The following is a 16,826-nucleotide window of genomic DNA, read 5'->3' on the forward strand; positions in this document are numbered from 1 at the left end:
AAGCTACCGGCATCGATGGTTCATTTGCGCGAAAGGTTGGTTAGCCTTCTGAATGAAGAACGGCCCGGTCGAAGCTTCGACCGGGCCGTCAAGGGCAGACCTAGAAAATATGACGTTCGCGTACTAAAAAAATCTCCTTAACTGAACGGCATTACCGCGATGCGGGGCTTTCGGGTGGGGCCGGGGAGGATTAGTCCCAGTTCAGCGCGCCGCCGGTCTGGTATTCGGTGACGCGGGTCTCGAAGAAGTTGCGTTCCTTTTTCAAGTCGATCATCTCGCTCATCCATGGGAACGGGTTCTCTTCCTGGTCGAACAACGTCTCCAGGCCGATCTGCGTGGCGCGGCGGTTGGCGATGAAGCGCAGGTAACCCTTGAACATGGTGGCGTTCAGGCCCAGCACGCCGCGCGGCATGGTGTCTTCGGCATACGCGTACTCCAAATCCACCGCCTGCAGGAACAGCTGCTTGATCTCTTCGCGGAAAGCCGGCGTCCACAGCAGCGGATTTTCCATCTTGATGGTGTTGATCAAGTCGATGCCGAAGTTGCAATGCATCGATTCATCGCGCAGGATGTACTGATACTGCTCGGCCGCGCCCATCATCTTGTTCTGGCGGCCCAGCGCCAGGATCTGGGTGAAGCCGACGTAGAAGAACAGCCCTTCCATCAGGCAGGCGAACACGATCAGCGACTTCAGCAGCTGCTGGTCGTTGTGCACGGTGCCGGTGGTGAAGGCCGGGTCGGTCAGCGTGTTGATGAACGGGATCAGGAACTCGTCCTTGTCGCGGATCGATTTGACTTCGTTGTAGGCGTTGAAGATCTCCGCCTCGTCCAGGCCCAGCGACTCGACGATGTACTGGTAGGCGTGGGTGTGGATCGCCTCTTCGAACGCCTGGCGCAGCAGGTACTGGCGGCACTCCGGAGCGGTGATGTGGCGGTAGGTGCCCAGCACGATGTTGTTGGCGGCCAGCGAGTCGGCGGTGACGAAGAAGCCCAGGTTGCGCTTGACCAGGCGGCGCTCGTCCTCGGTCAGGCCGTTCGGGTTCTTCCACAGCTCGATGTCGCGCTGCATGTTCACTTCCTGCGGCATCCAGTGGTTGGCGCAGCCGGCCAGGTATTTGTCCCATGCCCACTTGTACTTGAACGGCACCAGCTGATTGACGTCGGTCTTGCCGTTGATGATGCGTTTGTCGTCGGCGTTGACGCGCAGCGCGACTTGCTCGGCGTTGGCTTCGCCGGTGGCCAGCGCGGCTTGGTTAGCTTGTGGTGCGGCCGATACGGCCTCTTCGTCCCAGGACAGCGACATGATTGAATTCCTCTTATATATATGTGTGTTGCGCCGTCCCCGCGTGGGAGACGGCGCGTCTTAACTTACTGGCAGCTTATTGACAAGCCTCGCATTCCTCGAAACCGTCGTCGCCCGGACGCAGGTAGCAGGCCTCGCCATCGGCTTCGGCTTGCGCCACCGAGCTGGCCGCCGCGGCCGAACCGGCCATCGCCACCGGAGCCGGTGCGGCTGCCGCCTTGGCGCTGGCCGACATGCCGCCGTCCACCGACACCGCGTTCAGCGCGCCGGTCTTGGAGGTCGATTTCTCCATGTGCGTCGCGGCGATGGTGCGCAGGTAGTAGGTGGTTTTCAGGCCACGCAGCCATGCCAGCTTGTAGGTCTCGTCCAGTTTCTTGCCCGATGCGCCGGCCATGTAGATGTTCAGCGACTGCGCCTGGTCGATCCACTTCTGGCGGCGCGAGGCCGCTTCCACCAGCCAGGTCGGCGAGACTTCGAACGCGGTGGCGTAGATGTCGCGCAGGTCTTGCGGGATGCGGTCGATCTTGGCCAGCGAGCCGTCGAAGTATTTCAGGTCGGCGATCATGACCTCATCCCACAGGTCGCGCGCCTTCAGGTCACGCACCAGGTAGGCGTTGATCTCGGTGAACTCGCCCGACAGGTTGGACTTCACGTACAGGTTCTGGAAGGTCGGTTCGATGCAGGCCGACACGCCGATGATGTTTGAAATGGTCGCGGTCGGAGCGATCGCCACGCAGTTCGAGTTGCGCATGCCGAACTGCTTGATGCGGTTGCGCACCGGGGTCCAGTCCATCGCGGCCGAGGTGTCCTGCTCCAGATAGCCGCCGCGTTCGTCGGCCAGCAGCTTGATCGAGTCCTGCGGCAGGATGCCGCGATCCCACAGCGAACCTTTGTACGAAGCGTAGTGGCCACGTTCCTCGGCCAGCTCGGTCGACGACAGGTAGGCGTAGTAGCACACCGCTTCCATCGACGTGTCGGCGAAGGCCACGGCGGCGTTCGACGAGAACGGGATGCGCATCATGTGCAGGCAGTCCTGGAAGCCCATCACGCCCAGGCCGACCGGACGGTGGCGCATATTGGCGTTGCGTGCCTTATCGACGGCGTAGTAGTTGATATCGATGACGTTGTCGAGCATGCGCATCGCGGTGCGGATGGTCTTCTGCAGCTTGACGTGATCCAGCTTGCCCTCTTTCATGTGGGCAGGCATGTTGACCGAACCCAGGTTGCAGACGGCGATTTCGTCCGGGCCGGTGTTCAGCGTGATCTCGGTGCACAGGTTGGAGCTGTGGACCATGCCGACGTGCGACTGCGGCGAACGGATGTTGCATGGGTCTTTGAACGTGATCCATGGGTGGCCGGTTTCGAACAGCATCGACAGCATCTTGCGCCACAGGTCCAGCGCCGCGATCTTCTTGAACACGCGGATTTCGCCGGCGGCGGCCTTGGCTTCGTAGCCCAGGTAGGCTTTTTCGAAGGCCTTGCCGACCAGGTCGTGCAGGTCAGGGGTGTCGGACGGCGAGAACAGGGTCCAGTCGCCTTTTTCCATCACGCGCTTCATGAACATGTCCGGAATCCAGTTGGCGGTGTTCATGTCGTGGGTGCGGCGGCGGTCGTCGCCGGTGTTCTTGCGCAGGTCCAGGAACTCTTCGATGTCCATGTGCCAGGTTTCCAGGTAGGCGCAGACCGCGCCCTTGCGCTTGCCGCCCTGGTTGACCGCGACGGCGGTGTCGTTGACCACTTTCAGGAACGGCACCACGCCTTGCGATTTGCCGTTGGTGCCCTTGATGTGGGCGCCCAGTGCGCGCACCGGGGTCCAGTCGTTGCCCAGGCCGCCAGCGAATTTCGCCAGCAATGCGTTTTCCTTGATGGCGTCGTAGATGCCTTCCAGGTCGTCCGAGACGGTGGTCAGGTAGCACGACGACAGCTGCGAACGCAGAGTGCCGGAGTTGAACAGGGTCGGGGTCGACGACATGAAGTCGAACGACGACAGCAGGTTGTAGAACTCGATGGCGCGCGCTTCGCGGTCGCTTTCGTTCAGCGCCAGGCCCATGGCGACGCGCATGTAGAACGCCTGCGGCATTTCGATGCGGGTGTCGCGGATGTGCAGGAAGTAGCGGTCGTACAGGGTTTGCAGGCCGATGTAGCCGAACTGCAGGTCACGGTCGGCCACCAGCGCTTTCGACAGGCGGGCCAGGTCGAACTCGGCCAGCTTGACGTCCAGCAGCTCGGCTTCGATACCCTTGGCGATGTATTGCGGGAAGTAGGTGACGTATTCGGCGGCGGCGGCGCCTTGCGCGACTTCCTTGCCGAAGACTTCCTTGCGGATCGTGTGCAGCAGGATGCGGGCCGTCACTTGCGAGTAGGCCGGATCTTTTTCCATCAGCGCGCGGGCGGCCAGGATGGCGGATTTGTGCAGTTCTTCGACCGGTACGCCGTCGTACAGGTTTTTCAGCGTTTCAGCCAGGATGGCGTCGGCGTCGACGTGCTTTTCCAGGCCGATGCAGGCGGCGTTGATCAGGCCCGTGACCTGGTTCATGTCCAGCAGCTTGCGCTCGCCGTTGTCCAGCACGTGGATCTGCGGCGCGGCGATCGCGGCGGAGGCGCCTTGCGCTTCCTTGGCGGCGAGGCGTTTTTCCATGTGCTTGGCGCGATACAGCACGTAGGCGCGGGCGACGTCGTGTTCGCCGGAGCGCATCAGCGCCAGTTCAACCTGGTCCTGCACGTCTTCGATGTGGAAGGTGCCGCCCGATGGCTGGCGGCGCACCAACGCCGCGACCACGTTGGCGGTCAGCTGCTCTACCAGTTCGCGTACGCGGGCCGAGCCGGCGCCCTGTCCGCCGTTCACGGCCAGGAAGGCCTTGGTGACGGCGATCGCGATTTTCGACGGTTCAAACGCGACGACCGCGCCGTTACGGCGGATGATGCGGTAGTCACCGAGGTCGCTGGCGGCCGTGACCGGGCTGCTGGCGGTGCTCGCAGCGGCCAGTGGTACCAGCGCTGGATTGATGGTCATGTCTTGAGTAGATTGCATTTAAGCTCCCCGATAACAGCGTGCAGTCATGGCTGCGCGACGTGTGTTGTGTAAATAAAATGCCAAAAAGGGTATGTAACTCGATCAAGATTGAATGTCTTGAGAACCACTAGATATAGTACTTGGCCAGACCCTATCCACTGATTGTAGTGGTCGCACGGTAGCAGGGCAAGTAGGAAATTTTGATGCTTCCAGCAATTTTGCTCTTGACATTAAGGAAGCCCAATAGGGAAGCCAAGTTCAGCGCTAGCGGCTACTAACATTGCCTGTTTCCTAAGCAGTTTTTGATAATATTCCCAATCGAACAACGGTCCCGGGTCGGTTTTTCGGCCCGGGGCGATGTGCTCATGGCCCTGCACATCGGTCAGCGGATAGCGCCCCTGCAGCGCCAGCGTCAGCGCCGCCAGCGCCGCGTACTGGGCCGGTTCGAACGGTTGATGGTCCGTGCCTTCCAGTTCGACGCCGATCGAGTAGTCGTTGCATTTCTCTCGTCCGCGGAAGCTGGAGGTGCCGGCGTGCCAGGCGCGATCGTTGGCGGAAACATACTGCATCACGCGGCCGTCGCGGCGGACAAAAAAGTGGCTCGACACCTTCAGCCCGCGCAGGTCGGCGAACGAGGGGTCAGTATTATAGTCTACCCGGCCGGTGAACAGGTCCGACACGTGCGGACCGCCGAAACGGCCGGCCGGCAGCGAGATGTTGTGGATCACCAGCAGCGTGATGTCGTCGGGCACCGGGGACGGGCGGGCGTCGAAGTGCGGGCTGTCCCAGCGCTGCGCGGCCGGCCACCAGCCAGCAGCGGTCAGGCCGGGCGGCGCGGGCGCTGGCGGCGCCGCCGGCGCGGCGGGCGGAGTGGCGGCGGCGGGCGCGGGCTGGGCGGGCGGCGGCGCTGGCGGCGCGCTCATGTCTCCGGCTCCTGGATGTTCAGCTTCTGCATCTGGTAGCGCAATTGGCGGAAGCTGATGCCCAGCAGTTGCGCGGCCTGGGTGCGGTTGAACTGCGTCTGCGCCAGCGCGCGCAGGATGATGTCGCGCTCGATCTGGTTCAGATACTCGGGCAGGCTGCTCGGCAGCGCGTCCAGCTGCGGCAGCGGCGGCAGGCCGGCGGCGGGCGACGCGGCGGCCACCGACGCAGGCGATGCAGGCGGCGGCTCGGCCTCGGTCGCGGCCAGCTGCGGCATGGCCGGCGTCGGCTGCGTCGCCTCCGCCACGCGCGCGCCCTTGAGCGCCAGATCGCCGACCTCGATCACGCCGTCGTCGGCGAAGGCCAGCGCCCGCTCCAGGATGTTTTCCAGCTCGCGCACATTGCCGGGGAAGGAATAGCCGCGCAAGGTCTCCAGCACCCCCTCGCCCAGGCGCACCTTGTGCTCGAAGGTGCCGAGCCGCTCCAGGATCGCGCCGGTCAGCGTGGCCAGGTCGTCGAGCCGCTCGCGCAACGGCGGCAGACTCAGTTCGATCACGTTCAAGCGGTAGAACAAATCCTGGCGGAAGCTGCCCTGCTCCACGCATTGCTCCAGGTTTTTGTGGGTCGCACTAATAATACGCACATCGACCGGCTCCTCGGCGGTGGCGCCTATCTTGCGCACGCGCCGCTCCTGGATCGCGCGCAGCAGCTTGACCTGCATCGCCAGCGGCAGGTCGGCCACCTCGTCGAGCATCAAAGTCCCGCCGTTGGCCGCCTGGAAGAAGCCATCGCGCTCGTCGGCCGCGCCGGTGAACGCGCCCTTGCGATAGCCGAAGAACTCGGCCTCCATCAGCGCCTCCGGAATCGCGCCGCAGTTGACCGCGATGAACGGCTTGCCGGCGCGCGAGCTTTGCGCGTGGATCTCGCGCGCCGCCAGCTCCTTGCCGCTGCCCGATTCGCCGTTGATGGCGATCGGCGCCATCGAGCGCGCCAGCCGCGCGATCTGCGCGCGCAGCGCCTGGATCACGGCGGAGTCGCCCTTCAAGCGGCTGACCACCGGTTCGGCGCTCGGCGCCTGACCGGACGCCGGCTCCTCGTTCAAGCGCAGCGCCGAGCGCACCATCAGCCGCAACTGGTCGAGCGCCACCGGCTTGGAGATGTAGTCGAAGGCCCCGGCCTTGAGCGCGACCACCGCGTTGTCGGCGCTGCCGAAGGCAGTCACCACCGCGATCGGCGTGTTCTTATATGTGGCGCCGACTTCGCGCACCAGTTCCAGCCCCAGGCCGTCGGGCAGGCGCATGTCGGTCAGCACCAGCTGGTACTCGGCGCCGCCGGCCAGCAGGCCGCGCGCCTCGCCCAGCGACTCCGCGCTGTCGACGTCCAGCCCCATTTTCAACAGGGTCAGTTCCAGCAGCTCGCGCAGGTCGGCTTCATCGTCGACCACCAGCACGCGCGGGGCGCGCTGGGAACCTTTTGCACTCATCAAACGGCCTTTCCTTGCTGTTGCGCCGGATAGGCGAAGGTAATCACAAAGCGCCCGCTCGACACCGGTTGGCCGTCGGCGCTGTCGCGCTGGTCGAAACGGTATTCATAGTCCAGCCGCGCCTCGTTATTCAAACACAATTCGCGCGCCAGGTACAAGCCCAGCCCCGTGCCCTTGCTGGAGGTGGTGTAGAACGGCTCGAACAAATGCGCCCGCACCTCCGGCGAGATGCCGGGACCATCGTCCTGCACGTGCAGCTCCAGCCGCTGCGCCTTGTCGCGCACCAGGTCGAGGCGGATCGACGCCGGGCCGCCGCTGGCGTAGCGCACTGCGTTATTGAGCAGGTTGAGCACCACTTCGCGCAGATGCAGCGCATCGAAGCGCACCCGCGTGCCGGCCGCCACGTTGACGGCGGCGAGGTCCGGCGGCAGGCCGTGGGTGTCGACGAACTCGGTCTTCAATTCGGCCAGGAAGACATCCAGCGCCAGCGGCTCGCTGTGCGGCTGCACCTTGCGCGACAGCTGCAGGATGTCCTCCACCATGCGGTTGACCCGCGCCACGTTGTCGCCGACGATCTTCAGCAGCCGCAGATGGACGGTGCTATCCAGATCCTCGCCCAGCAGCGCGGTGGCGTGACCGATGGCCGACAGCGGATTGCGCACCTCGTGCGCGATGCTGGCGGTCAGCCGCCCCATCGACGCCAGCTTTAGTTGCTGCGCCTGGTTCTCGATGCCGGTCACGTCCTGCAGGAAAATCACGCTGCGCTCGGCGCCCGGCCCGGTGGTATCGACCGCCGCGAAGCGCACCTTCAGGTGCGCGGCCAGGTCGCGGCGCGCGCTCCAGGCGGCGGTCACGCCTTCCAGCGCGGCGTCGGTGAACGGCTTGATGGTGACGAAGGCGGTGCTGCGCGCGGCATCGGCGCGCCATTCCTGATACGCCTGCGCCAGCGGCGCCAGCGCGGCGGCGGCCGATAATTTGAACTTCAGCTCCGGCCCCACCAGCCCGAGCATCTGCTGCGCCGCCGGATTGCCGGCGAAGACCTGGCCGTCCGGATCGACCACCAGGATGCCGTCGCCGATATTCGCCATCACCAGCTTGTTGACCGCCTGCTGCACCGTGATCTCGACGCCGCGCCGGTTGGCCAGGTCCTCCTGGCCGATCAGGCGCGCGGCCATGCGGTTGACCACCAGTACGGCGGCGAAGAAGGCGGCGCCGTACAGGCCGGCCTGCAGCAGCTCGCGCTCGCCGTCCATCATGAACACTTTCCAGGTGCTTTCACCCAGCATGAAGAGCGCCACCACCGAGGTGCAGAACAGCGCCAGCAACAACGGCGCCAGGATCGCCAGCCCGGCCAGCGGGAACAGGTACAGGATCGCCAGGCCGCTGCGCACGCCGCCGCCGGCCAGGTACAGCAGCGAGATGATGGCCAGGTCGCAGGCGATCTGCGACAGCAGTTGCAGCAGGAAGCGGCGCTGCAGCCAGGCCGCCGACAGCGCGAAGGCGATCGACAGCCCGAGGTAGACCAGGCAGATTTGCAGGTAAAGATATTCGCCGGAGGCGCGCAGGCCGCGGCTGTCGAAGCTCAGGTAGACCAGCAGCACCAGCGCGATGACGACCCGGGTGGCGTTGAGCGTTTGCAGCGAGCGCCAGAAGGTGGCGCGCGATTCATCCGACAGCGCTTGCAGGCGCGTCCGCACCGGCGACGGCCTCAGGCGGCCGGCAGCGCGGCGTGGGCCGCGCTGCAGAAGTCGCGGCCGTTGGCCTGCACCGTTTCCGAGGCGGGATAATAGACGCCGCAATGCGCGCATTGCAGCATGACTTCAGCGTCGTTGGCGGCCTTTTCGGCCACCCGCGCCTTGTAGGAAAAGGGCGTGCCGGCCTGCGGCCCCGGTTGCGCCCCCGTCTGCTGCGGTGGTGGCGGTTGCCGGAACTGCTGCTGGTGACGCTTCTGCGCGTTGCGGATCTTGGTGCGGATCGCGAAGATCACCAGGAAAATCAACGCCAGCCAAAAGATAATACGGCTCATGCCCAACCCTTATGCAAAACCACCTCAAACACAAAACGGCTGCCGACATAGGCCAGCAACAAGGTCGCGAAACCGGCCAGCGTGAAGCTCAGCGCGGTCTTGCCGCGCCAGCCACGGAAGCGGCGGCCGGCCAGCAGCGACGCGAACAATACCCACGACAGCAAGGTGAAGACCGATTTATGGTCCCACTTCAGCGCCTGACCGAACAGCGCCTCCGAAAACACGATGCCCGACAACACGGTCAAGGTCAGCAGCGCGAAGCCGAAGCCTATCATGCGGAACAACAGCTTCTCCATCGTCAACAGCGCCGGCAGCTGGTCCAGCGCGCCGGACAGGAAGGTCTTGCGGTCGGTGCCCGAATGCAGCCGCGACTCCTGCAAGGCCATCAGCACCGCGTGGAAGGCGGCGATGGTCAGCGTGCTGTACGCCATGGTGGCGATCGCGATGTGCCAGCCGAACAACGGCGACTTGTCGCCCATCGCCACCAGGTTGCCGGGGAAGATGGCCTGCAGCGCGGTGGCGACGGCGGCGCTCGGCATGACCAGGCGGCGCAGGCCGTCCAGGCTGAAATTCTGGTTCTCGACCCAATAAGCCGCCACCGACACCCACAGCGCCGACGACAGCATCGACGCGAAACCGAGCCGCAGCGAGCCGGCCGCCGCCACCTCCGACCACAAGCCGGCGCCGTGCAGCAGCCAGGCGGCCAGCGTCACGACGGAAATCAGCCCGCCGCGCCGCGCCGGCAGCGCCGCGCACAAGACATACAGCGCGATGGCTGCGATGAATAAATAGATTTGCATTCCTTCAGTTTACACTATCGCTCAATCCACGGCTGCCATGCGCAGTTCGTCGTGGTGGTGGCGCTGCTGTTCCTCCATCACCAGCTGGCCCAGTTCGCGCTTGAGCGCGTTGAACTCGGCCGAGGCCGGATCGCGCAGGCGCGGCAGCTCGACCAGGATGTCGCGCTTGACCGTGCCGGGGCGATAGGTCATCACCACGATGCGGTCGGCCAGGTAGATCGCTTCCTCGATGCTGTGGGTGACGAAGATGATGGTCTTCTTCAGCTCGGCCCAGAGGCGCAGCAGCTCGTCCTGCAGGTTGCGCCGGGTCAGCGCGTCGAGCGCGCCGAACGGTTCGTCCATCAGCATGATCGGCGAATCGAGCGCCAGCACGCGCGCGATGGCGACCCGCTGCCGCATGCCGCCCGACAGGTCCTTCGGGTAGCGGTTGCGGAAGTCCTGCAGCGACAGCATCTTCAGCAACTGGTCGACAATGACGGCGATTTCGGCCTTGGCCATGCCCTTGATCTCCAGCCCGAAGGCGATGTTGTCGGCCACCGTCATCCACGGGAACAGCGCGTATTCCTGGAACACCATGCCGCGCTCCGGCCCCGGCGCCGTGACCAGTTGGCCGTCGGCGGTGATGCTGCCCGAGGTCGGCGGCGCGAAGCCGGCCACCGCGTTCAGCAAGGTCGACTTGCCGCAGCCCGACGGCCCCAGCAGGCAGACGAACTGCCCCTGCGGGATCTCCAGGTTGATGTCCTGCAGCGCGACGACGTCGCGTTCGGCGGTCTTGAACACCTTGCCGACGTGGGACACTATGATATGTGCGGCGCTCATGGCATCAGTTCTCCAGGCCGCGGTGCCAGCGCAGCAAGTGGTTGTTGAGTTTGTTCATGCCGACGTCGATCGCCAGCCCGATCAGGCCGATGCTGATCATGCCGGCGATGATCTTGTCCGACCAGAAGTACTCGCGCGCCTCCAGGATGCGGAAGCCCAGGCCGTTGTTGACGGCGACCATCTCGGCCACGATCACCACGATGAATGCGGTGCCGATGCCGATCCGCACGCCCGACAAAATATAAGGCACGGCGGCCGGCAGGATCACGCGCAGGAACATGGTGCTGCCGCTGGCGCCCAGGTTGCGCGCCGCGCGCAGGTAGATGCCGTCGACCTGGCGCACGCCGGCGATGGTGTTCATCAGCACCGGGAAGAAGGCGCCCAGCACGATCAGGAAGATGGCCGGCGGATTGCCCAGCCCGAACCACAGCATCGACAGCGGGATGTAGGCGATCGGCGGGATCGGCCGCACCATCTGGATCAGCACGTTGAACCAGTCGTAGACGCGCTGGCTGGCGCCCATCGCCAGGCCTAGCGGCAAGGCCAGGCCGGCGCCGATCAGGAAGCCCACCACCACGCGGTACAGGCTGCCGATCGAGTCGGTGATCAGCTCGCCGGAGAAGGCCCAGGCCAGCCAGCCGCCGGCGGCCGGATCGTAGGGCTGCAACGGCAGCAGGTAGGCGATCCACTTTTCCACCACCGCCAGCGGCGACGGCAGCACCTGCGGATTGACCCAGCCCAGCATCGCCGACGCCTGCCACAGCGCGATGATCACGGCCGGGACGATCAGGCCGACCCCGGCCTGGCGCCACGACGAGGCGCCGGCCATTATTTAACGCCCAGCGATTTCTTGGCCGCGTCCAGCAGGTCGGTCTTGACCCAGTCCTTGGCCACCGGCGGCTTGCTCATCTTGCCGACGCCGGTCTTGACCATGACGTCGGTGGTGATCTGGATATGTTCCGACGTGATGTCGTAGCTGTACGGCGAATTGCCGATCGCGTCGTCGAAGTCGTCCTTGCTGATCTGGCCCTTGAACACCACTTCGCGCACGTATTTCTCGGCCACCGACTTGTTCTCGATGAACAGCTTGGTCGCCTGGACGAAGCAGTTCATGAACTTCTCGGCCAGCGGCCGCTTCTCTTTATAGAACTTCTCGGTCATCACCATGGTGCGGATCGGCTCGCCGATCGGGGTGTCGTAGGGCTTGATCATCTCGCTGCCGAAGCCCTTGTTGATCGCCTGCGACGACTGCGGCTCGGACTGCATCATGGCGTCGATCTGCTTGCCCAGCAGCGCCTGGTTCAGGTCGGCGTAGGCCAGGAACACCAGCTGCACGTCCTTGCCGGGCTGGTCGGAGACGGTCAGGCCGGCCTGTTGCAGCTCGGCCAGCAGCAGCACCTCCTGGATGCCGCCGCGCGTGACGCCGACCTTCTTGCCCTTGAGGTCCTTGACCGCTTTCAGTTTCAGGTCGCTGCGGCTGACCAGCTGCGCGCCGCCCTTGGCGAAGCCGGCCACGACGAAGATCGGCGCCCCGCCGGCGCGGCCGGAGATGGCCGCCTCGGAGGCGGTGGTGCCGACGTCGAGCTCGCCGGCGATGATCGCCTGCATCACATCCAGGCCTTTCGGGAACACATGCTCGTCGACCTTGATGCCGCACTTGGGCGCGATTTCCTTGATGTACGAGACGGCGCCGTAGTGGGCGAACTTCAGATTACCCAGCCGTACCACTTCCTGTGCCTGGGCGCCGGCGGCGCTGAACATGGAGGCAAGTGCCAATGCGGTGCAGATCGATTTCAGTTTCATCCGTCTCTCCTGTGTGTTGATATTGTCCGCAGATCATACCAAGCCCGCCGATGCTTGCCTATCGCTGCTTGCTGAATGTAAAAAATGTAAGTTGTGACGCTCATCGCACTTCAAATACCGGCGGCGGCATAGTATCTTGTTGCGAAATCAAAAATCCGGCAGACTGAAGGCACATCATGCGCATCCGAACTCCCCTGTTACCGGCCGTTGGCGCCACCCTGATCTGCACCTTGTTGTCGGCCTGCGGCGGCGGTGGCGGCGGCAGCACCGCCACGCCGCCGGTGGTCACGCCCCCCGTGGTCACGCCGCCGGCGGCGCAGACCGTCAGCCTCGGCCTGTCGGGCAGCAATATGCTGGCCGCCGCGCCGGTGACGCTGAACGCCACGCTGGGCCAGAGCGCCGACGTCGCCTGGAGCCTGGGCAGCGGCAATCCGGGCACGCTGTCGGCCGCCAGCGGCGGCAGCGTCAGCTACACGCCGCCGGCCGCGCGCGTCGGCGCGATCACGCCGGTGACCATCACCGCCACCTCGTCAGGCGTCAGCCAGAGCCTGCGGCTGGCGCTGTATCCCGATCCCGGCGCGCCCGGCCTGAGCCTGCTGGCCGGCTCGCTCGGCGGCCGCGCCATCATCGACGGCAGCGGCGCCGACGCCCGCTTCAACCAGATCGCCGCCATCACGCCCGACGGCGTCGGCGGCTTCATCGTGGCCGACCTCGGCGACAACGTCGGCGGCGACGCCACGCTGCAATATCCGACCGCCATCCGCCAGGTCAGCGCCGCCGGCGTGGTGCTCACACTGGCCAGCCCGGCCTTCGGCCATGCCGACGGCAGCGGCGCGCAAGCCAGGCTGGGCAAGGTGGCCTCGGTGGCGGTCGCGCCCGACCGCAGCATCTATCTGATCGACAATGACGGCAGCGGCAGCTATCTGCGCCGCCTGACCCGCGACGGCGCGCTGAGCACCATCGCTCCGCTAAAGCCGGCGCTGAATTTCAGCGCCAACGCCAGGGTGGTGGTCGACAGCGGCGGCCGCGTCACCGTGCTGAACTGGCTGACCGCCTACACCGTCAACAACGGCGCACTGGTGCGCCTGGCCGGCAGCGAGGAAGGCGGCAGCGGCAGCGTGGACGGCGCCGACGGCGCAGGGCGCTTCAGCTACATCAACGACGCGCTGGCCGACAGCGCCGGCAACCTCTACCTGATCGACGGTCACAGCATCCGCAAGCTGACGCCGGCCGGCGTGCTCAGCACCGTGGCCGGGGTCGCCGCCTCCGACGGCGCCAACAACGCCATCGACGGCAGCGGCAACGCGGCCCGCTTCGGCAACGCGGTGTCGCTCTCGATCACCCCGGCCGGCAATCTGCTGGTGCTCGACCGCGACAGCACCGCCGGCCGCAGCGGCTATCTGCTGCGCCAGGTGACGCCGGCCGGCGTGGTCACCACGCCGTACCGCGGCGCCGATCCGGTCGACTACGGCCTGCAGGCGCCGGCCGGCACCGAGACCGCCAACGGCCTGCTCAGCGTGGGCAGCGGCGGCGCCATCGTGCTGGCCAGCAAAGGCCAGTTGCAGACACAGCAAAGCGCCACCGGCGCCACGCTGCTGGCCGGGCTGGAAGGCGACAGCGGCAAGGACAAGGATGGCCAGGGCGCGGCGGCGCGCTTCAACATCCCGACCATGCTGGCCGCCGACCTGAGCGGTAACGTGTTCGTGCTGGAACGCGCGCCGGTCGACGCCTCCGGCTATCAGACCGAGAGCGCCGGCATTTACCTGCGCAAGATCAGCCTCGGCGGCGAGGTCACCACGATTCCGGTCAGCAGCTCGCTGCTGGCCAGCGGCATCGCCGCCGATGGCGAAGGCAATGTCTACATCTCGTCGCGCTGGCCGAAGGGCACGCTGGGCGGCGTCGCGCCGGGTGGCCTGATCTATAAAGTCACGTCGCAGGGCGTGGTCGCCACGCTGGCCGGCGGCGCCGCCACCGGCACGCCGGCCGGACCGCTCGACGGCGCCGGCGCAGCCGCCGCCTTCAGCACCCGGCCGGTGCTGAACGGCATCGACGCGGCCGGCAATCTGTATGTGACCGACACCAACACCAACGTCAATCCGAGCCAGATCAGCTACCGCAAGGTCACGCCCAAAGGCGAGGTCAGCACCATCGCCGCCCTGCCGGCCGGACTCAACAAGGCGCCCGACGGCAATACCTACACGGTCGACCGCGACGCTTCGGTGGTGTACCGCATCGGCGGCGACGGCGGCAAGACCGTCGCCGCCGGCGTGCTGAAGGCGCGCGGCACCCGCCTCGGCGCGCTGCCCGGCGGGCTGGACACGCCATACAGCGTGGTCCCGACCGGCCCCGGCAGCTTCGCCGTGATTTCCGGCTCGGCCGTGCTGCGGCTGGTGGTGCCGCACTAAGGTTGCGACACTAAGGTTGCCGCGCTACGGCTGATCCATGGCGGCGCGCACGCGGGCGACGCGCTCGGCGCCGGCCGGGTGGGTGGACAGGTAGGCCGCTTGTCCGCCGTGGTCGCGCTCCAGCTGTTCAAAGCGCTCGAACGCCAGCATCAGGTGGCGCAGCGGAATGCCGTTGCGCCGCATCATCGCGATCGCGTAATCGTCGGCGTCACGTTCGGCGTCGCGCGAATATTTCATGTCCAGCACGGCGGCCGGCGCGGTCGCCAGCAGCGCCGAGACGTCGCCGAATAGCAAGGTGGCGCCGCCCGCCACCACCGAACCCTGGATGATGCGGCGCGTGATGTGGTGCTGGTGCACATGGCCCAGCTCGTGCGCCAGCACGCCCATCACCGCATCGTCGTCCTTCAGCAGGCGCACCATTTCATCGGTCAGCACGATGTCGCCGGACGGCAGCGCGAAGGCGTTCGGACCGAAGCGGCTCTTGCGGAACAGCAGCCGCCACGGCGGGCCGTCGCCCTGCGGCGGCGCCAGTAGCCGGAAGCGCTGCTCCAGCTCGGCTATGCGCTGGTCGGAAAAACGCGACGGCTCGAACATGTGGCGGTCCAGCACCTCCATCACACCCTGCCCCAGCTGACGCTCCATGCTGGGCGGCATGGCGCGCGCCAGCCAGTCCGCCGCCGCCGGCAGCACGTAGGCGTAGCCCAGGCCCAGCACCGCGACGGTGCCGGCCGCCGCCGCCAACGCGCCGCGCCAGCTTTGCTGGATGCGCACCACCCAGCCGTCGCTGTGCCCGGTACGCTGCAGCATCGCCTCGATGCCGGCCAGGTCGCGGATTTCCAGATAGGCGCCGTCGGCGAAGGTCACCTTGCGCAAGGCATGGCGGCTGCGCTCCGACACGCGCAATTCGGCCAGCGGGCTGTCGCGCTCGGCCTCGCCGCGCACCTGCGCCACGCCGTCGTTGACCTGCAGCGTCACCCGGTGCAGGCGCGAGCTGCGGCCGTCGAAATAACTGGCGTCGACGATATCGCTCATCAGATCGACAGGTCGAAGTCCATCATATCGGTCGCGCCGACGCCGGTGGCCGAGACGCCGTCGTCGGCGCCGGCCATGAAGTCATCCAGGCCGCCTTCGGGCAGCAGCGAGATCGACTCCAGGTGGTAACGCTGCCAGCGCACCACGGCGAACGGCATGAACAGGCCCAGCGTGCAGACGATGGCGACGATATTGGTCAGCGAAATCCACGCCACCGCAGTCCATTTCATTTCCGACGCAAAGCGGTGCGGCCCCAGGCCGGTGTGGTTCCAGATCAGGTTCTGCATCATGTTCAGGAACACCGGCACCAGCAGCAATAGCCCGACATAGCCGATGCCGATCGCCACCAGCACCCCGGATTTGCCGATCAGCGCGGTCAGCACGCCGCCGAGGAAGGCGCACAGCACGCCGCCGGCGATGGCCAGGCCGACCACGATGGCGTAGCGCTTGTAGAAGCTGCCGACGCCGGCGTCGAACGAGAAGTGGTGGGCGCCGTAGCGGCTCTCGGTATGCTGGAAGCGCTTGATGCGCTGGTGCACGAACGGCAGCGCCAGCATCAGGCTCACCACGTACAGGATGGGCAGCAGCAGGAAGTGGAAGTAGGCGCTTTTGAGCGTGCCGTCGAAGCCGAAGCGTATGCCGCGATAGCTGGTGTAGAACAGGCGGAACTTCAGGCTGTTCCAGACCAGCCACGGCATCACCGCCGCCATCAGCAGCATCATGATCACGCCGGCCAGCGGCGAGAACTGGAACGCCAGGTTGTAGCCGCCGAACAGCAGCAGCGCGATGATGCGCCCCTTCAGGATCGGGATCGGCTTGCCGTGGTACTCGAAACTGGCGCCGGCCAGCTCGGTGCAGGAATACATGTATTGGTTGCGCCGCACCTTGGCCCAGGCCGAATAAATCCCCAGCGTGGCGATGGTCAGCAGCAGGTTGACGATCCAGATGCGGAAATACTCGCTGCCGCTGGCGTGAAACTTGATCCGCTGCGGGCCGCTCGGCGCGGACTCGGCGACGGCCGGCGCGGATTCCAGAAACTGCTCCATACATGCTCTCCATGGTTGTCACCTGCGAAGCCATGACGATGCCCTGCCCTTGCATTATTGTCAATAAGAAATTGTACTTTTTTGGCAATATCGCGCGCGGCGGCGGCACATGGTTGGCCGGCGGGCGCGATGGGGTAAAATGGCGGCCATTGTCCGGCCGTGCGCCGGCTCCACC

General features: G+C 65.9%; 13 protein-coding genes. 1 reads left to right on the forward strand and 12 read right to left on the reverse strand.

Going from position 1 to position 16,826, the window contains the following annotated elements:
* Positions 1 to 190: 190 nt before the first annotated feature.
* From GW587_RS00005 to GW587_RS00050, 10 genes are all read right to left on the reverse strand, one after another.
* Complete coding sequence (locus GW587_RS00005) at positions 191 to 1,303, reverse strand: ribonucleotide-diphosphate reductase subunit beta (RefSeq protein WP_166097244.1); 1,113 nt, start codon at positions 1,301 to 1,303, stop codon at positions 191 to 193.
* A 76-nt stretch (positions 1,304 to 1,379) separates the two neighbouring features.
* Positions 1,380 to 4,334 (reverse strand): ribonucleoside-diphosphate reductase subunit alpha, encoded by a 2,955-nt coding sequence (locus GW587_RS00010; protein WP_166097245.1) that lies wholly within the window; start codon positions 4,332 to 4,334, stop codon positions 1,380 to 1,382.
* Between the two features lie 212 nt (positions 4,335 to 4,546).
* Positions 4,547 to 5,239: a 1,6-anhydro-N-acetylmuramyl-L-alanine amidase AmpD gene (ampD, locus tag GW587_RS00015; protein WP_166097247.1), complete on the reverse strand. Its 693-nt coding sequence runs from the start codon at positions 5,237 to 5,239 to the stop codon at positions 4,547 to 4,549.
* The gene (locus GW587_RS00020) at positions 5,236 to 6,720 is read right to left on the reverse strand and encodes a sigma-54-dependent transcriptional regulator (RefSeq protein WP_166097248.1); all 1,485 of its coding nucleotides are present in this window, start codon (positions 6,718 to 6,720) and stop codon (positions 5,236 to 5,238) included. The genes ampD and GW587_RS00020 overlap by 4 nt, the downstream gene beginning before the upstream one ends.
* On the reverse strand, positions 6,720 to 8,417 hold the full coding sequence (locus tag GW587_RS00025; RefSeq protein WP_166097250.1) for a sensor histidine kinase: 1,698 nt from the start codon (positions 8,415 to 8,417) through the stop codon (positions 6,720 to 6,722). Before GW587_RS00025 ends, GW587_RS00020 begins: the two co-directional genes overlap by 1 nt.
* A gap of 11 nt (positions 8,418 to 8,428) precedes the next feature.
* The gene (locus tag GW587_RS00030) at positions 8,429 to 8,746 is read right to left on the reverse strand and encodes a PP0621 family protein (RefSeq protein WP_166097251.1); all 318 of its coding nucleotides are present in this window, start codon (positions 8,744 to 8,746) and stop codon (positions 8,429 to 8,431) included.
* Positions 8,743 to 9,546: a cytochrome C assembly family protein gene (locus GW587_RS00035; protein WP_166097254.1), complete on the reverse strand. Its 804-nt coding sequence runs from the start codon at positions 9,544 to 9,546 to the stop codon at positions 8,743 to 8,745. Before GW587_RS00035 ends, GW587_RS00030 begins: the two co-directional genes overlap by 4 nt.
* Positions 9,547 to 9,567: 21 nt before the next feature.
* Positions 9,568 to 10,365, reverse strand: a complete 798-nt coding sequence (locus tag GW587_RS00040; RefSeq protein ID WP_166097256.1) for an ABC transporter ATP-binding protein — start codon at positions 10,363 to 10,365, stop codon at positions 9,568 to 9,570.
* A 4-nt stretch (positions 10,366 to 10,369) separates the two neighbouring features.
* The gene (locus GW587_RS00045; protein WP_166097257.1) at positions 10,370 to 11,194 is read right to left on the reverse strand and encodes an ABC transporter permease; all 825 of its coding nucleotides are present in this window, start codon (positions 11,192 to 11,194) and stop codon (positions 10,370 to 10,372) included.
* Positions 11,194 to 12,168, reverse strand: coding sequence for an ABC transporter substrate-binding protein (locus GW587_RS00050; protein ID WP_166097258.1), 975 nt, complete (start codon positions 12,166 to 12,168; stop codon positions 11,194 to 11,196). The genes GW587_RS00045 and GW587_RS00050 overlap by 1 nt, the downstream gene beginning before the upstream one ends.
* A gap of 176 nt (positions 12,169 to 12,344) precedes the next feature.
* Here GW587_RS00050 and GW587_RS00055 point away from each other — a divergent pair, with 176 nt between their 5' ends.
* The gene (locus GW587_RS00055) at positions 12,345 to 14,573 is read left to right on the forward strand and encodes an NHL repeat-containing protein (RefSeq protein WP_166097259.1); all 2,229 of its coding nucleotides are present in this window, start codon (positions 12,345 to 12,347) and stop codon (positions 14,571 to 14,573) included.
* Between the two features lie 24 nt (positions 14,574 to 14,597).
* Here the strand turns inward: GW587_RS00055 and GW587_RS00060 are convergent, their stop codons facing one another.
* Together GW587_RS00060 and GW587_RS00065 are read right to left on the reverse strand one after the other, a co-directional pair.
* A complete protein-coding gene (locus GW587_RS00060) occupies positions 14,598 to 15,605 on the reverse strand; it encodes a M48 family metallopeptidase (RefSeq protein ID WP_166097261.1) in 1,008 nt (335 codons plus the stop codon).
* Positions 15,605 to 16,651 (reverse strand): YjgN family protein, encoded by a 1,047-nt coding sequence (locus tag GW587_RS00065; protein ID WP_166097263.1) that lies wholly within the window; start codon positions 16,649 to 16,651, stop codon positions 15,605 to 15,607. The genes GW587_RS00060 and GW587_RS00065 overlap by 1 nt, the downstream gene beginning before the upstream one ends.
* Positions 16,652 to 16,826 lie beyond the last annotated feature (175 nt).

The sequence above is a fragment of the Duganella aceris genome (genome assembly GCF_011090165.1).
In the GTDB taxonomy this organism is placed as follows: Bacteria; Pseudomonadota; Gammaproteobacteria; order Burkholderiales; family Burkholderiaceae_D; genus Rugamonas; species Rugamonas aceris.